At 58.2% G+C, this 14,847-nt stretch carries 18 protein-coding genes; 7 read left to right on the plus strand and 11 right to left on the minus strand.

From position 1 onward, the window contains the following. Positions 1-33: 33 nt before the first annotated feature. Together RYB09_RS06905 and tldD are read left to right on the plus strand one after the other, a co-directional pair. Positions 34-879 carry a carbon-nitrogen hydrolase family protein gene (locus tag RYB09_RS06905; protein ID WP_011169439.1) on the plus strand — a complete coding sequence of 282 codons (846 nt, stop codon included), beginning with the start codon at positions 34-36 and terminating at the stop codon, positions 877-879. A gap of 2 nt (positions 880-881) precedes the next feature. Continuing rightward, positions 882-2,321, plus strand: a complete 1,440-nt coding sequence (tldD, locus tag RYB09_RS06910; RefSeq protein ID WP_002555101.1) for a metalloprotease TldD — start codon at positions 882-884, stop codon at positions 2,319-2,321. Between the two features lie 48 nt (positions 2,322-2,369). Here tldD and yjgA read toward each other — a convergent pair whose 3' ends face one another. Next, positions 2,370-2,891 (minus strand): ribosome biogenesis factor YjgA, encoded by a 522-nt coding sequence (gene yjgA, locus RYB09_RS06915; protein ID WP_003364101.1) that lies wholly within the window; start codon positions 2,889-2,891, stop codon positions 2,370-2,372. Between the two features lie 107 nt (positions 2,892-2,998). On the opposite strand from yjgA, the gene pmbA reads away from it, so the two are divergent. From pmbA to RYB09_RS06940, 5 genes are all read left to right on the plus strand, one after another. Next, complete coding sequence (gene pmbA, locus RYB09_RS06920; RefSeq protein ID WP_029240913.1) at positions 2,999-4,345, plus strand: metalloprotease PmbA; 1,347 nt, start codon at positions 2,999-3,001, stop codon at positions 4,343-4,345. 316 nt (positions 4,346-4,661) lie between these two features. Further along, on the plus strand, positions 4,662-5,057 hold the full coding sequence (locus RYB09_RS06925; RefSeq protein WP_230016797.1) for a FagA protein: 396 nt from the start codon (positions 4,662-4,664) through the stop codon (positions 5,055-5,057). Next, a complete protein-coding gene (locus RYB09_RS06930; protein WP_122259129.1) occupies positions 5,050-6,426 on the plus strand; it encodes a class II fumarate hydratase in 1,377 nt (458 codons plus the stop codon). The genes RYB09_RS06925 and RYB09_RS06930 overlap by 8 nt, the downstream gene beginning before the upstream one ends. A gap of 34 nt (positions 6,427-6,460) precedes the next feature. Next, entirely contained in the window at positions 6,461-6,922 is a 462-nt protein-coding gene (locus RYB09_RS06935) for a DUF2753 domain-containing protein (protein WP_219170182.1), read from the plus strand. Position 6,923: 1 nt separating this feature from the next. Then, a complete protein-coding gene (locus tag RYB09_RS06940; protein WP_058400702.1) occupies positions 6,924-7,535 on the plus strand; it encodes a superoxide dismutase in 612 nt (203 codons plus the stop codon). A gap of 184 nt (positions 7,536-7,719) precedes the next feature. Here the strand turns inward: RYB09_RS06940 and RYB09_RS06945 are convergent, their stop codons facing one another. The 10 genes from RYB09_RS06945 to RYB09_RS06990 form a co-directional block, all read right to left on the minus strand. After that, positions 7,720-7,992, minus strand: coding sequence for an HPr family phosphocarrier protein (locus RYB09_RS06945; RefSeq protein WP_002555094.1), 273 nt, complete (start codon positions 7,990-7,992; stop codon positions 7,720-7,722). Between the two features lie 16 nt (positions 7,993-8,008). Beyond that, positions 8,009-8,866 carry an RNase adapter RapZ gene (gene rapZ / locus RYB09_RS06950; protein ID WP_002555093.1) on the minus strand — a complete coding sequence of 286 codons (858 nt, stop codon included), beginning with the start codon at positions 8,864-8,866 and terminating at the stop codon, positions 8,009-8,011. Positions 8,867-8,868: 2 nt separating this feature from the next. After that, positions 8,869-9,333 (minus strand): PTS IIA-like nitrogen regulatory protein PtsN, encoded by a 465-nt coding sequence (gene ptsN, locus RYB09_RS06955; RefSeq protein WP_057403086.1) that lies wholly within the window; start codon positions 9,331-9,333, stop codon positions 8,869-8,871. Positions 9,334-9,344: 11 nt separating this feature from the next. Further along, positions 9,345-9,653: a ribosome hibernation-promoting factor, HPF/YfiA family gene (hpf, locus tag RYB09_RS06960; protein ID WP_002555091.1), complete on the minus strand. Its 309-nt coding sequence runs from the start codon at positions 9,651-9,653 to the stop codon at positions 9,345-9,347. A 75-nt stretch (positions 9,654-9,728) separates the two neighbouring features. Beyond that, positions 9,729-11,222 carry an RNA polymerase factor sigma-54 gene (locus tag RYB09_RS06965; protein ID WP_058400703.1) on the minus strand — a complete coding sequence of 498 codons (1,494 nt, stop codon included), beginning with the start codon at positions 11,220-11,222 and terminating at the stop codon, positions 9,729-9,731. A gap of 182 nt (positions 11,223-11,404) precedes the next feature. Next, a complete protein-coding gene (gene lptB / locus RYB09_RS06970; protein ID WP_002555089.1) occupies positions 11,405-12,130 on the minus strand; it encodes an LPS export ABC transporter ATP-binding protein in 726 nt (241 codons plus the stop codon). Further along, positions 12,131-12,679, minus strand: a complete 549-nt coding sequence (gene lptA, locus RYB09_RS06975; RefSeq protein ID WP_002555088.1) for a lipopolysaccharide transport periplasmic protein LptA — start codon at positions 12,677-12,679, stop codon at positions 12,131-12,133. It lies immediately after the preceding gene. Beyond that, positions 12,666-13,238 (minus strand): LPS export ABC transporter periplasmic protein LptC, encoded by a 573-nt coding sequence (gene lptC / locus RYB09_RS06980; protein WP_002555087.1) that lies wholly within the window; start codon positions 13,236-13,238, stop codon positions 12,666-12,668. The genes lptA and lptC overlap by 14 nt, the downstream gene beginning before the upstream one ends. Positions 13,239-13,246: 8 nt before the next feature. Further along, on the minus strand, positions 13,247-13,786 hold the full coding sequence (locus tag RYB09_RS06985; protein ID WP_004666191.1) for a KdsC family phosphatase: 540 nt from the start codon (positions 13,784-13,786) through the stop codon (positions 13,247-13,249). Beyond that, entirely contained in the window at positions 13,786-14,760 is a 975-nt protein-coding gene (locus RYB09_RS06990) for a KpsF/GutQ family sugar-phosphate isomerase (protein WP_122259132.1), read from the minus strand. Before RYB09_RS06990 ends, RYB09_RS06985 begins: the two co-directional genes overlap by 1 nt. Positions 14,761-14,847: the final 87 nt, after the last annotated feature.

Consider the following 14,847-nt stretch of genomic DNA (forward strand, 5'->3'; position numbering starts at 1 on the left):
AGTGGTGGCCAGGTCATCAAGGAGCGGGTCGCCATGTCCTTTGCTGTGATTCAGATGGTCAGTCAAAGCGATGTCCAGGCTAATCTGGTCAGCGCTCGCCGCTTGCTGGAGCAGGCAGCCGAAGGTGGCGCGCGGCTCGCGGTGCTGCCCGAAAACTTTGTTGCCATGGGGCGGCGTGACGTGGCCGACATCGGTCGTGCCGAAGCTCATGGGCATGGGCCGATCCTGCCATGGTTGAAACTGGCCGCTCGCGACCTCAAGTTATGGATTGTTGCCGGAACCTTGCCACTGCCGCCGGATGAGCGACCCGATGGCAAGGTGACGGCGTGTTCGTTGCTGATCGATGAACACGGTGAGCAGGTGGCCCGGTATGACAAGCTGCATCTGTTTGATGTGGATGTTGCTGACAATCGGGGCCGCTACCGTGAATCCGATGACTATGCTCACGGAAACAATGTGGTGGTGGCCGATACACCTGTAGGGCGCGTGGGGCTGACAGTCTGTTATGACTTGCGCTTCCCCGAGCTGTACACCGCGCTGCGGGAGGCCGGTGCTGAACTGATTACCGCGCCGTCAGCTTTTACTGCGGTAACGGGCGCTGCGCACTGGGACATTCTGATCCGGGCGCGCGCCATCGAAACCCAGTGTTACGTGCTGGCGGCGGCACAGGGCGGGGTCCATCCGGGGCCTCGTGAGACTTACGGGCACGCGGCCATCGTTGATCCATGGGGCCGCGTACTGGCCGAGCAGGCACAGGGTGAAGCCGTGCTGCTGGCCAAGCGCGACAGTGAAGAACAGGCGTCCATACGGGCGCGGATGCCGGTGTCCAGTCACCGGCGCTTTTTTTCGCAGGACGCCATGCGGCCTGCTTCGGAGTGAATATGAGTGATCTGTCCTCAGTCAGCGAACACCTTCTGGCCCCTGGTGGCCTGAGCCTCGACAGCCTGCAATCGGTGCTCGGAGAGCTTGCCGGGCCGGGTATCGACGCGGCTGATCTGTATTTTCAGGGCATGATCTCCGAGTCCTGGTCGCTCGAAGACGGCATTGTCAAGGAAGGCAGTTTCAATCTCGATCAAGGCGTGGGCGTGCGCGCTCAATCGGGCGAAAAGACTGGTTTCGCTTACAGCAACGCTATCACTGAGGACGCACTGCGCACCGCTGCCCGTGCTGCCCGTTCCATCTCCCGCGCTGGGCAGAATGGCCGGGTGCAGGCTTTTACCTCGCAGGATGTGGCCCAGTTGTACGCCCCGGATAATCCTCTGGAAGTGCTGAGCCGCGCCGAGAAGGTCGAACTGCTCAAACGCATTGACGTCGCGACGCGCGCGCTGGACTCGCGTATCCAGCAGGTGTCGGTGAGCATGGCCGGTGTCTGGGAGCGCATTCTGGTGGCCGCCGCCGATGGCAGTCTGGCCGCCGATGTGCGTCCGCTGGTGCGCTTCAACGTCAGTGTCATTGTCGAGCAGAACGGCCGCCGCGAGCGGGGCGGGCATGGCGGTGGCGGGCGTACGGACTACCGTTATTTCCTGACCGATGATCGTGCCATGGGCTACGCGCGTGAAGCGCTACGTCAGGCGCTGGTCAACCTGGAAGCTATTCCTGCTCCGGCAGGCACATTGCCGGTGGTACTGGGTTCCGGCTGGTCCGGCGTGCTGCTGCACGAGGCGGTTGGCCACGGTCTTGAAGGTGACTTCAACCGCAAGGGCAGCTCGGCCTACAGCGGGCGCATGGGCGAGATGGTTGCATCGAAACTTTGCACGATTGTTGACGACGGTACCCTTGCAGGGCGTCGCGGCTCGCTGAGTGTCGATGACGAAGGCACACCAACCGAGTGCACCACACTGATTGAGAATGGCGTGCTCAAGGGCTACATGCAGGACAAACTCAATGCCCGCTTGATGGGTGTCGCACGCACTGGTAACGGTCGTCGAGAGTCCTACGCTCACCTGCCGATGCCACGCATGACCAATACCTACATGCTGGGCGGGCAGAGCGACCCGCAGGAAATCATCGCCTCGGTGAAGCGCGGTATTTACTGCGCCAATCTGGGTGGCGGTCAGGTGGATATCACCAGCGGCAAGTTCGTGTTTTCGACCAGCGAGGCTTATTTGATCGAAGACGGCAAGATCACCGCGCCGGTCAAAGGAGCGACCTTGATCGGTAATGGGCCGGAAGCCATGAGCAGGGTGTCGATGGTGGGTAACGATCTGTCGCTGGACAGCGGCGTCGGTACCTGCGGGAAGGACGGCCAGTCGCTGCCGGTCGGTGTGGGTCAGCCTACGCTGAAAATCGACGCGATCACGGTGGGTGGTACGGGTAGCTGAATATGAGCCGGGGCCGGCTGCCTGTTGCTGCCGGCCCCGCGGTTGAAATCAACGCAGACCGCGTTGAAGTTCGTCCAGCTCACGGATGTATTTGAAGATTTTGCGGCTGGTGGCCGGCGGTTTGTTACGTGCAACTTCGTGTTGCGCCTGACGGATCAGCGAGCGCAGCTGCTGACGGTCGGCATCGGGGTATTCAACAACGAATTTCTCGAGGTCGGCGTCATCACCCGCGATCAGGCGATCACGCCAGCGCTCCAGATTGTGAAAACGTTCGTTGTATTGGCGAGTGGAGGCATCGAGTTGGTCCAGCAACACCAGAATGGCTTCCTGGTCCTGATCGCGCATCAGCTTGCCAATGAACAGAATATGCCGCTTTCGCGCGATGTTCGCCGTGTGCTTGGGCGCTTCGGCCAAGGCCTTGCGCAAAGCGTCGGTCAGCGGCAGCTTGGCCAGCACATCGGCTTTGAGTGTTGTCAGTCGCTCGCCGAGGTCGACCAGAGCATGCAGCTCTCGTTTGACCTGGGTTTTGCTTTTCTCCCCGTCGAGGGAGTCGTCGTAAGAATCAACCATGGGGGCAGTCCGCAAAGAAACGCCGCCATGATAACCAGTCGTGGGCCGCTTGTCCGGCCCGGTCGGTATTCGGCCTGTGCTGAAAGAAGAATTTGATGGAGAAAGTCATGAGTGCAACCCAAAGCGTCGGCCCGCAAGCCTTGCCCGAACTGCAGGAACAGGTCGAGCAGATTATCGCCGAAGCCCGGCGTCAGGGCGCCAGCGCCTGCGAAGTCGCAGTGTCGGTGGATCAGGGGCTGTCGACATCGGTCCGTCAGCGTGAAGTTGAAACCGTCGAGTTCAACCGCGATCAGGGTTTCGGTATCACCCTGTATGTCGGGCAGCGTAAAGGCTCTGCCAGCACCTCGGCCACGGGTGCCGATGCCATTCGTGAAACCGTCGCCGCCGCTCTGGCGATTGCCGAGCACACCTCCGAAGACGAAAGCTCCGGGCTGGCTGATGCTGCGCTGATGGCCAAAGAGGTCATGGATTTCGACCTTTATCACACCTGGGACATAACGCCTGAGCAGGCCATCGAGAAAGCGCTGATCTGCGAAGCCGCGGCCTTCGACGCCGACAGCCGGATCAAGAACGCCGACGGCACCACGCTCAATACCCATCAGGGCTGCCGTGTGTATGGCAACAGCAACGGCTTCATCGGCGGTTATGCATCAACGCGGCACAGCCTCAGTTGCGTGATGATCGCCGAGGGCGAAGGCCAGATGCAGCGTGATTACTGGTACGACGTCAATCGCCAGGGCGAGTTGCTGGCCGATGCCCAGAGCATTGGTCGCAAGGCTGCGTTGCGTGCGGCGAGCCGTCTGGGCGCGCGTCCTGTGCCGACCTGTGAAGTGCCTGTGCTGTTTGCCGCAGAACTGGCAGGTGGCCTGTTCGGCAGCTTTCTCGGTGCCATTTCCGGTGGCAATCTGTACCGTAAATCGTCATTTCTGGAGGGGGCCCTGGGTCAGCGGCTGTTCCCTGAGTGGATGACCATTGATGAGCGCCCGCACCTGAAGCATGCAATGGGCAGTTCGGCGTTCGACAGCGATGGTCTGGCGACGTTTGCCAAGCCGTTCGTGGAAGGCGGCGATCTGGTTTCCTATGTGCTGAGTACTTATTCCGGTCGCAAGCTGGGCATGCCGAGCACCGCCAATGCGGGCGGGGTGCATAACCTGTTCGTCACCCATGGTTCGGAAGATCAGGCCGCGCTGATTCGACGTATGGGCCGTGGCTTGCTGGTGACCGAATTGATGGGCAGCGGACTGAACATGGTTACCGGCGACTATTCGCGGGGCGCAGCAGGTTTCTGGGTCGAAAACGGTGAAATACAATTCCCGGTTCAGGAAGTGACCATTGCCGGCAACATGCGTGACATGTTCAAGCAGATCGTCGCCGTTGGCAGCGATCTTGAACTGCGCAGCAACATCCGTACCGGCTCGGTGCTGATCGAGCGTATGACCGTAGCGGGTAGCTGACCTGACCGCTACCTTCGCCTGACTATCGTGCCCCTGGACGCAGAGCGTCCAGACCTGCATACCCACGCGGAGCATGGGCACGATAGTTGCGAAAATATCGTTCCTCACGCTCCAGCGTAGGAATGCATTTCGTGACGCTCTGCGTCACACATCCACGCGCGCATCGCGCACCTCATCTCGGACAGCTCCAGGCCTGTTTTCCGGCACCTCCGGGGCATGCATATCACTTTAAGGCCCGATCCCGAAAATCTGCGCTCTTGTATTGAGTTCATATCTCATTTAATAATGAATATCATTTCTAAAATGAGCTGCGGTCATGGGGTCTGTTCTGCACGAGATGTCTTATCTGGAAAACTGGCGTGGATTGAGTCTGCGGATTCGTTGCGCCCTTGAGCCCGACGAGCCTCGGCTGATCGAGCATTACCTCGCCGAAGGGCGCTATCTGGCGCGTTTTACCGCCACGCCCCAGCCCATGATTGCCGAAACCACTTTCCGTCTTTTGATAGACACCGCACGCGATACGGCATTGCCGTGGCACTGGCGCTGCCTGTGTCTGGATCAGGCCTGGCGTCCACTGCGTGATTTACAGGCAATCGCCTCCACGCCTGCGCGGCGTCAGCGCTGGCAAGCCTGTGTTCATCAACTGGCGACCTGCGTGCTACAGCCCTCTATTTCCCTCTCTGAACTGGTGCAAGGACATTGCGATGAGTAATACCCGTATCGAACGCGACAGCATGGGCCAGCTACAGGTCCCGGCCGAGGCCCTTTACGGCGCGCAGACTCAGCGTGCGGTGGAAAACTTTCCGATCAGCCATCAGCGTATGCCCCGGCAATTCATTCGCGCCCTGTTGCTGGCCAAGGCGGCCGCAGCGCAGGCGAACCTGGAGCTGGAGCAGATCAGCGAGGGGCAGAGCAGGGCGATTGTCAGTGCCGTGAAGGACCTGCTGGCCAGTGACTACATGGCGCATTTCCCGGTCGATATCTTTCAGACCGGTTCCGGCACCAGTACCAACATGAACGCCAACGAGGTGATCGCCACGCTGGCCACGCGCGTGCTGGGCGAAGAGGTCAATCCCAATGACCACGTCAACTGCGGGCAGAGCAGCAACGACATCATCCCGACCACGATTCATGTGAGCGCTGCACTGGCCCTGCACGAACAACTGCTGCCTGCGCTGGCCCATCTGGTGCAAGTGACTGAACACAAAGCCGGGCAGGTCCATGCCTTCGTCAAGACCGGCCGTACGCATCTGATGGACGCCATGCCCGTGCGCATGAGCCAGGTGCTCAACGGCTGGTCACAGCAGATTCGCGCCAACGTCGAGCATCTGCAAGGTCTCCAGCCGAGTCTGCAGTCATTGGCGCAGGGCGGCACCGCAGTCGGTACCGGGATCAACGCGCATCCCGAATTTGCGGCTCGTTTCAGTCGTCAGTTGAGCACGTTGACCGGTGTGCAATTCGCGCCCGGCAAGAACCTGTTCGCGTTGATCGGTTCGCAGGACACCGCAGTTGCGGTATCCGGCCAGCTCAAAGCCACGGCGGTGTCGCTGATGAAAATTGCCAACGACCTCCGCTGGATGAATTCGGGGCCACTGGCAGGGCTGGGTGAGATCGAGCTGGAGGCTTTGCAGCCGGGTTCATCGATCATGCCGGGCAAGGTCAACCCGGTCATTCCGGAAGCCACCGCCATGGTTGCCGCGCAGGTGATTGGCAACGACGCGACGATTACCGTGGCGGGGCAGTCTGGCAACTTCGAACTTAACGTGATGCTGCCGATCATCGCCCAGAACCTGCTCAGCAGCATCGAGCTGCTGGCCAACTCCAGTCGGCTGCTGGCTGACAAGGCGATTGCGAGCTTCAAGGTCAATGAATCCAAGCTCAAGGAAGCGCTGTCGCGTAATCCGATTCTGGTGACGGCCCTCAACCCGATCATTGGCTATCAGAAAGCCGCCGAAATTGCCAAGACCGCTTACAAGCAGGGCCGTCCGGTCATTGACGTCGCCCTTGAGCACACCGATTTGCAACGTAGCGAACTGGAAGTGTTGCTCAACCCTGAAAAACTCACCGCTGGCGGTATTTGATTCCAGCCAGCCAACGTCCCCTGGAGGTATGACCATGCAGCATTGGAAACGCACCATCGAGCAGGCCAATCGCTGTTTCAATCTGGGCGAGTGGGTCGAAGCCCGCGAGCTGTACCTTCAGGCGCTGGCGTTGGCGCAGGTGTTGTTCGAGCGTTGGGCGGATGTCGACGAAGCCGTCGCAGCCTGTGTGATTTCTCACCACAACCTGGCGGACCTGCACCTGAGCCTCGGTCAGCCTGAGGAAAGCGCCGAATACCTGTGTGCCATTCATCAACATCTGTTGCGGACCATGCAGGATCAGCGTCTTCCTCCGGCGCTCCGTGAGGCAGCCTTACGCCACAGCAGCAAAACCTACGCCGAGTTGCTGAGCTTTATCAGTGAACACGGCGAATACCCGCGCACTCATCGGTTGCTGAACAGCAGCAGCGAGCACACGCGCTCATCGTTGCAGCGCAACTCGGCAGCCACTTCCGGACTTTTCTACGGAGCACATTGAAATGCCCTATACCTTGCCTGCACTGCCTTACGCATACGACGCCCTGGAGCCGCACATCGATGCGCAAACCATGGAGATTCATTACACCAAGCATCACCAGACCTACATCAACAACCTTAATGCGGCGGTCGAAGGTACGGAGTTTGCTGACTGGTCCGTCGAGAAACTGGTGGCCAGCATCAAGCAGTTGCCTGAAAACCTGCGTCCGGCGGTCATCAACCAGGGTGGCGGTCACGCGAATCATTCGTTGTTCTGGGAGGTAATGGTGCCAGGCGGGGGCGGTTTGCCAAAAGGCCCTGTCGCCTTGGCCATCGACGAGCAGCTGGGCGGCTACGACAGCTTCAAAGAGGCGTTTACCAAAGCCGCATTGACTCGTTTCGGCAGCGGCTGGGCATGGCTGAGCGTCACCCCTGACAAAAAGCTGGTGGTTGAAAGCAGCGGTAATCAGGACAGCCCGTTGATGAATGGCAATACGCCGATTCTGGGTCTGGACGTATGGGAGCACGCTTACTACCTGCGCTATCAGAACCGTCGCCCCGAATACATCAACGCGTTCTACAACGTGATCAATTGGGATGAAGTGTCTCGACGTTATCAGGCCGCTCTGGTCTGACTCCATTAACCGGGCCCAAGGCAGCTTATGCGCTCAGGAATATTCGCTATCAGCAGTGTGCGGTTGTTGCGGCTCGTCGTAGGCACCGGGCTGCTGTTGGCCGGTATGGCGTTACTGATTGCTCACGGTTTGAGCTGGTTGCGGATGCACTGCTGGTGATCATGGAAGGGGCGTGTTTGAGGGCTTACTCGCCCTCATCAAACTTGTTGTTGATCAGTTCAACCAGGCCATCGAGCGCTTCCTGCTCGAATTCGCCTTCGGTTTTCAGATGGATCTCGGTACCTTTGCCTGCCGCCAGCATCATCACGGCCATGATGCTTTTACCATCGACCATGGTCTGCTCAGAGCGGCCAACCCTGATCGTGCAAGGGAACTTGCCTGCGACGCCGACGAATTTGGCGGCAGCGCGGGCATGCAGGCCCAATTTGTTGATGATGGTGATTTGACGAGCGGGCATCGCAGTGAAAATCCTTTCAGCTAAGGTCGCGGTGGCGAACCTGAACGTTCTTGAGTGATTGTTGCAAGACCTGGCCGAGCCGTTCGGTCAAGTAGACGGAGCGGTGATGTCCGCCGGTGCAGCCGATGGCAATGGTAACGTAAGAACGGTTGCTGGCTGCAAACCGGGGCAACCATTTGTTCAGATAAGCGAAGATGTCCTGAAACATCTCTTCAACATCGGGCTGCACCGACAGGTAGTCGATAACCGGTTGTTCAAGCCCGGAATGGTCGCGCAGTTCAGGCTTCCAGTACGGGTTGGGCAGGCAGCGCACATCGAACACCAGATCTGCGTCGACGGGCATGCCACGCTTGAAACCAAAGGATTCGATCAGAAACGCGGTGCCTGGCTCGGGTTTGTTCAGCAGGCGAAGCTTGAGCGCGTCGCGCAACTGATAGAGGTTCAGGTGGGTGGTGTTGATCTTCAGGTCGGCCAGGTCGATGATCGGGCCCAGCAGCGTTGTCTCGTCGCGTATCGCCTCGGCCAGCGAACGATCTGCCGTGCTCAAAGGATGACGACGCCTGGTTTCCGAGAAGCGCTTGAGAAGGGTTGCTTCATCCGCATCCAGGTAAAGCACGTCGCACTGGATGTTGCGTGAGCGGACTTCATCCAGCATTTGCGGAAAGCGGGTCAGGTGACTGGGCAGGTTTCGCGCATCGATGGACACCGCCAGCAAGGGCTCGGCCAGTTCAGTATTGATCAGCGCTCGCTCGGCCAGTTCCGGCAGCAATCCGGCCGGCAGGTTGTCGACACAGTAAAAACCGTTGTCTTCCAACACGTCGAGGGCTGTACTTTTACCCGAGCCGGAACGGCCGCTGACGATGATCATGCGCATGTTCAGTTTCCGTTCTGCACGTCCAGCACCACTTGATAAAGCGCTTCAGCACTTTTGGCACTGCGCAGGCGCTTACGCACATCTTTGTCATCAAGCATGCTGGCGATCTGGCGCAGTAACTCCAGGTGCTCATCGGTAGCAGCCTGCGGGACCAGCAATACAAACAGCAGGTCAACCGGCGCGCCATCGATGGCGTCGAAATCCACGGGGGTAGCGAGGTGAATGACTGCACTGACAGGCTCGCTGCAGTCAGCAAGGCGGCAATGAGGGATGGCAATACCGTGGCCGAAACCGGTTGAACCCAGTTTTTCGCGGGCAACAAGACTTGCGAATACTGTGCCCGAAGCCATGCCCGGTACTTTACGACCGATCAGTTTGGCAATTTCTTCGAGTACACGCTTTTTACTGCCACCCGACACGTTCACAAGGGAGCGGTCGGGGGTCAGGATATTTTCGATTCGGATCATTTAAATGGGCGTTAGCGAGCGGCCGCACCTTTGAGGATGCTTTGCTGCTTTTCCTTATGCTTGAGCAATTGTCGGTCTAGCTTGTCAGTGAGCAGGTCGATGGCAGCATACATGTCGTCATGTTCAGCATTGGCAACGACCTCTCCACCATGGATGTGCAACGTGGCTTCGATCTTCTGCTTGAGCTTTTCGACCGTCATCGTGACCTGCACGTTGGTAATCTTGTCAAAATGCCCCTCGAGCTTTTTGAGCTTGAGCTCAACGTATTCACGAAGGGGTTTGGTCACTTCCAGTTGGTGTCCACTGATGTTGACTTGCATACAGCTTTCTCCTTTGCCAGTGCATAAAGAGACAGGCATGGCGCCTGTCTCTGGGACGCTGTGGCTGGGCCTGCATCACATCAGCCGCTTACGCTCACTGGAAGGCGCTATCCCGAGTGACTCGCGGTACTTGGCGACTGTGCGACGGGCTACTTGAATGCCTTGTGCCTCCAGTAAACCAGCGATCTTGCTATCACTCAACGGCTTTTTCTGATTTTCCGCCGCAACCAGTTTTTTGATGATTGCGCGAATTGCCGTGGACGAGCATTCACCGCCCTCGGAAGTGCTCACATGGCTCGAGAAGAAGTATTTCAGCTCGTAAATGCCGCGTGGCGTGTGCATGAACTTCTGGGTGGTCACGCGCGAGATGGTCGACTCATGCATGCCCACTGCCTCGGCAATGTCGTGCAGAACAAGCGGCTTCATCGCCTCGTCGCCGTACTCAAGAAAGCCGCGCTGATGCTCGACGATCTGGGTGGCGACCTTCATCAGTGTCTCGTTGCGGCTTTGCAGGCTCTTGATGAACCAGCGCGCCTCTTGCAACTGGTTGCGCATGAACGTGTTGTCTGCGCTGGTATCGGCCCGGCGCACAAAACCTGCGTATTGCGGATTGACGCGCAGGCGCGGTACGGACTCCTGATTGAGCTCGACCAGCCAGCGCTCATTGTCCTTGCGCACGATTACATCGGGAATGACGTACTCGGCTTCTGTGGATTCGATTTGTGAGCCAGGGCGCGGGTTGAGGCTCTGGACCAGCTCGATGACCTGGCGCAGCTCGTCTTCCTTGATCTTCATGCGCCGCATCAACTGGCCGTAGTCGCGGCTTCCCAGCAGGTCGATGTAGTCGGTGACCAGTCGTTGCGCTTCCGCCAGCCAGGGTGTTTTCGCTGGCAACTGACGCAGTTGCAGGAGCAGGCATTCGCTCAGGTTTCGGGCACCGATGCCTGCCGGTTCAAACTGCTGGATGCGGTGCAGTACGGCTTCGATTTCGTCGAGCTCGATGTCCAGCTCGGGATCGAAAGACTCGAGAATTTCATCGAGGGTTTCGTCCAGATAGCCCTGGTTATTGATGCAGTCGATCAGCGTGACTGCCACCAGGCGGTCCTTGTCGGACATCGGAGCGACGTTCAACTGCCACAGCAGGTGGCTTTGCAGGCTCTCGCCTGCAGACGTGCGTGTGGTGAAGTCCCACTCGTCATCATCGTTGCTTGGCAGGCTGCTGGCGCTGGTCTGGTAAATGTCTTCCCAGGCGGTATCGACAGGCAGCTCATTGGGAATGCGCTCGCTCCATTCGCCATCTTCAAGGTTATCCACAGTAGGTGCGGATTCCTGATAGGTCGGCTCTTGAACGTCGGGATTGGGCTTTTGTTCGATGTTGTCGGCAAGCGGGTCGGAGTTGTCGAAGTCGTCGCCTTCTTCCTGCCTTTCCAGCATGGGGTTTGACTCCAGCGCCTCCTGGATCTCCTGCTGGAGGTCCAGTGTGGAAAGCTGAAGTAAGCGGATTGCCTGTTGCAGCTGCGGTGTCATCGTCAGCTGCTGGCCCATTCTCAAGACTAGCGATGGTTTCATGGCAGGGGCTAAACACCTTATTCGCCGGCGCGCATGCGCCATCTACTACAGGCGCCGGAGCGCCAACTTAAGCAAATTATATGCCTGAAACCTGTACCTTTGCCTAGAGTGATATGACAAATAAAATATTGTCAACACACTGCACTGGCATCAATCGGCCGCCAAGCGCAAAGGGCAGTCGATTAAAGGCGGAATTCGTGGCCGAGGTAGACCTCTTTCACCAGTTGATTCGCCAGAATGGTCTCGGAATCGCCTTCTGCGATCAGCTGTCCATCGTTGACGATGTAGGCAGTTTCGCAGATGTCCAGCGTTTCACGGACGTTGTGGTCAGTGATCAGCACGCCGATACCCTTGGCCTTGAGGTGGTGAATGATCTGCTTGATATCACCTACCGAAATAGGGTCTACGCCTGCGAACGGTTCATCCAGCAGGATGAATTTCGGCGCAGTGGCCAGGGCGCGAGCAATTTCAACACGGCGGCGCTCGCCGCCCGACAGGCTCATGCCCAGGTTGTCGCGAATGTGGGTGATGTGAAACTCCTGCAAAAGGCTTTCGAGCTCCTTGCGGCGTGCTCCGGCATCGAGTTCCTTGCGGGTCTCGAGAATCGCCATGATATTGTCGGACACTGACAGCTTGCGGAAAATCGAGGCTTCCTGCGGCAGGTAGCCGATGCCGGCTCGGGCGCGACCGTGCATGGGTTGATGGCTGACATCCAGATCGTCAATCAGCACGCGACCCTGATCAGCCTGGACCAAACCTACGATCATGTAGAAGCAGGTAGTCTTGCCGGCACCGTTGGGGCCCAGCAGGCCGACGATCTGGCCGCTGTCGATGGAAATGCTCACATCGCGCACGACCTGCCGGCTTTTGTAGCTTTTAGCCAGATGCTGGGCTTTGAGCGTCGCCATTTACTGGGCCTTCTGAGGTTGGTCGGTTTTCTTTTTCGGCTGGATGACCATGTCGATACGCGGACGTGGTGTGGTCACCTTGGCACCGCCATTGGCCCGACCGGCGCTGACGACCTGTCTGACCGTGTCATAAACGATTTTCTCGCCTTCGGAAGTATTGCCATCATTGATGACCTTGGCCTTGTCAATGAGGACGATACGGTCCTGCCCGGCGTAGTACTGAATAGTGACGGCATAGGCCTGCACAATCGGTTTGTCTACGGCAGGCTTCTGCTCGTAATAGGCAAGATTGCCGACAGAGGTGAACACATCCACTTCGCCCTGGGCATTACGCGTGATCGTCACAGTGTTACCGGTGATCTTCATCGAGCCCTGGGTGATGATGACGTTGCCCTTGTAGGTTGCTACGCCTTTCTTGTCATCGAGCTGAGCATCGTCAGACTGGATGTGGATCGGCTGATCGCGGTCGGTTGGCAGGGACCAGGCGCTCGCGCTTCCCAGTGCTGCGCCCAGGCCGAGCAATAAAGGAAGAGTTTTAACGAGCCTCATACTGTCCTCTTACGTTGGACAGCAGGTCCATCCTGCTGTCTTTCAAATATGCTTTCATTCCCTTGGCCGTAGTCACACCGCCGGCGCCGTCGATTCTAACGTCTTGCTCGGTCTGCGCATATTGCTTCTGAGGGAATACGGTCATTCGACTGGTAGTGATAATAGTCGTACGTTGTTTTTCATCGGTACGCTCGACACGAACGGAATCGATCAGCTCGACCTGGTCGCCGCCGGACGAAACTTCGCCTTTCTTGCTCTGTACGTGCCATGGAAACTCGCCGCCGCGGTACATATGCAGGTCGGGCGTGGTCAACAGGGTCACGTCAGTGGCTTTCACGTGCTCGACCTTATCGGAGGTCATGTCGTACTGGAGCGTGCCATCGGGCAGGTACTGCACGCTGTGCGCATTGATTGCATAGTAGTCGATGACCGTGTCGTCAACGGTCGATACCGGCTGATCCATAAAGCTTTCCGGGCTGATATTCCAGTAACCGACCGCTGCCAGCAGCAGCGCCAGTACCCCGAGCAGCAGGAACTTGCGAATTTTTTTAGTGAACATAATGGCTTCTATAAATAGACGGAGTGAGCCGCTTCAAGGTTGCCTTGCGCACTCAGAATCAGTTCGCAGAATTCGCGTGCCGCACCTTCGCCGCCTCGCGCCCTGGTTATTCCGTGTGCATGCTCGCGTACAAAACTCGCGGCATTGGCAACCGCCATGCCCAGACCGACGCGCCTGATGACTGGCAAGTCTGGCAGATCATCACCCAGATAGGCGACTTGTTCGTAACCAAGCTGGAGTTCTGCGAGCAGTTTGTCCAGTACTACCAACTTGTCTTCACGTCCCTGAAACAGGTGTTCAATGCCCAGGCTCTTTGCCCGCCGCTCGACTATCGCAGTCTTGCGGCCGCTGATAATGGCTGTTGTGACGCCTGAGGCTATCAGCATTTTTATGCCTTGGCCGTCGAGAGTGTTGAATGTCTTGATCTCGCTGCCATCTTCCATGAAGTAAAGGCGGCCATCGGTCAGTACGCCATCGACATCGAAAACGGCCAGCTTGATAGCCTTGCCGCGCTGCATGAGGTCCTGGGTCATCGTTTCGGTTTCCATTACATGACGCCTGCGCGCAAAAGATCCTGCAAGTTGAAAGCGCCAACCGGCCGGTCGTACTGGTCTACGACAACAAGCGCACTGATTTTGTTGTCCTCCATGATTTTCAGCGCTTCGGCGGCCAGCATTTCTGCATGGGCCGTCTTGCCATGAAGGGTCATGACTTCATCAATGATGGTCTGGCGAATATCGACAGGGCGGTCCAGTGTTCTGCGCAAATCACCATCGGTGAAGATGCCGGCCAGTGTGCCGTCAGCTTCGACAATCGCGGTCATGCCCAGGCCCTTGCGGGTCATTTCCAGCAGCGCATCCCTGAGCAGGGTGCCGCGTTGAACGCTGGGCAGCGCGTCGCCGGAGTGCATGACATTCTCGACCTTGAGCAGCAGACGACGACCCAGCGCGCCGCCTGGATGGGAGAATGCAAAGTCTTCGGCGGTGAAACCCCGTGCGTCCAGCAGCGCCACGGCCAGAGCGTCGCCCATGACCAGTGCCGCGGTGGTCGAAGAGGTCGGTGCCAGATTGAGCGGGCAGGCCTCGTGCACGACGTGGGCGTTGAGATTGATATCGGCAGCCTTGGCCAGAATGGACTCGGGGTCGCCGGTCAGGCTGATCATCTTTATGCCCAGACGCTTGATCAGCGGCAGCAGGGTCACGATCTCGTTGGTGCTGCCGGAGTTCGACAGGGCCAGAATGATGTCATCGCGCGTGATCATGCCCATGTCGCCATGACTGGCTTCAGCCGGGTGCACGAAAAAAGAGGTAGTGCCCGTGCTTGCCAGCGTGGCGGCGATCTTGTTGCCGATGTGTCCGGACTTGCCCATACCGACCACAACGACTCGGCCCTTGCTGGCGAGGATCATTTCGCACGCGCGCACAAAATCGCCGTCAAGACGTTCAAGCAAGCCTTGTATGGCTTCTATCTCAAGGCGAATGGTGCGTTGCGCCGATTGGATCAGGTCACTGGATTGGTTCATGTCTGGAAAGGGTCAGCCTGCTGAAAGGCGGCGATTATAGCGGTAATGAACGATTCCCTCACGTCTGATCGTCGTTGTGTTGTTTTT

Source organism: Pseudomonas syringae group sp. J254-4 (genome assembly GCF_032586855.1).
Taxonomy (GTDB): Bacteria; Pseudomonadota; Gammaproteobacteria; order Pseudomonadales; family Pseudomonadaceae; genus Aquipseudomonas; species Aquipseudomonas amygdali.

What these genes read in the sequence shown, in the direction of transcription:
- RYB09_RS06905 (WP_011169439.1), top strand. Translation starts at nt 34, where the DNA reads ATGTCCTTTGCTGTGATTCAGATGGTCAGTCAAAGCGATGTCCAGGCT.
- lptA (WP_002555088.1), bottom strand. Translation starts at nt 12,679, where the DNA reads ATGAGGCTCGTTAAAACTCTTCCTTTATTGCTCGGCCTGGGCGCAGCA.
- lptB (WP_002555089.1), bottom strand. Translation starts at nt 12,130, where the DNA reads ATGGCGACGCTCAAAGCCCAGCATCTGGCTAAAAGCTACAAAAGCCGG.
- tldD (WP_002555101.1), top strand. Translation starts at nt 882, where the DNA reads ATGAGTGATCTGTCCTCAGTCAGCGAACACCTTCTGGCCCCTGGTGGC.
- hpf (WP_002555091.1), bottom strand. Translation starts at nt 9,653, where the DNA reads ATGCAAGTCAACATCAGTGGACACCAACTGGAAGTGACCAAACCCCTT.
- rapZ (WP_002555093.1), bottom strand. Translation starts at nt 8,866, where the DNA reads ATGCGCATGATCATCGTCAGCGGCCGTTCCGGCTCGGGTAAAAGTACA.
- RYB09_RS06990 (WP_122259132.1), bottom strand. Translation starts at nt 14,760, where the DNA reads ATGAACCAATCCAGTGACCTGATCCAATCGGCGCAACGCACCATTCGC.
- RYB09_RS06965 (WP_058400703.1), bottom strand. Translation starts at nt 11,222, where the DNA reads ATGAAACCATCGCTAGTCTTGAGAATGGGCCAGCAGCTGACGATGACA.
- pmbA (WP_029240913.1), top strand. Translation starts at nt 2,999, where the DNA reads ATGAGTGCAACCCAAAGCGTCGGCCCGCAAGCCTTGCCCGAACTGCAG.
- RYB09_RS06985 (WP_004666191.1), bottom strand. Translation starts at nt 13,786, where the DNA reads ATGGAAACCGAAACGATGACCCAGGACCTCATGCAGCGCGGCAAGGCT.
- RYB09_RS06940 (WP_058400702.1), top strand. Translation starts at nt 6,924, where the DNA reads ATGCCCTATACCTTGCCTGCACTGCCTTACGCATACGACGCCCTGGAG.
- RYB09_RS06935 (WP_219170182.1), top strand. Translation starts at nt 6,461, where the DNA reads ATGCAGCATTGGAAACGCACCATCGAGCAGGCCAATCGCTGTTTCAAT.
- lptC (WP_002555087.1), bottom strand. Translation starts at nt 13,238, where the DNA reads ATGTTCACTAAAAAAATTCGCAAGTTCCTGCTGCTCGGGGTACTGGCG.
- RYB09_RS06925 (WP_230016797.1), top strand. Translation starts at nt 4,662, where the DNA reads ATGGGGTCTGTTCTGCACGAGATGTCTTATCTGGAAAACTGGCGTGGA.
- yjgA (WP_003364101.1), bottom strand. Translation starts at nt 2,891, where the DNA reads ATGGTTGATTCTTACGACGACTCCCTCGACGGGGAGAAAAGCAAAACC.
- RYB09_RS06930 (WP_122259129.1), top strand. Translation starts at nt 5,050, where the DNA reads ATGAGTAATACCCGTATCGAACGCGACAGCATGGGCCAGCTACAGGTC.
- ptsN (WP_057403086.1), bottom strand. Translation starts at nt 9,333, where the DNA reads ATGATCCGAATCGAAAATATCCTGACCCCCGACCGCTCCCTTGTGAAC.
- RYB09_RS06945 (WP_002555094.1), bottom strand. Translation starts at nt 7,992, where the DNA reads ATGCCCGCTCGTCAAATCACCATCATCAACAAATTGGGCCTGCATGCC.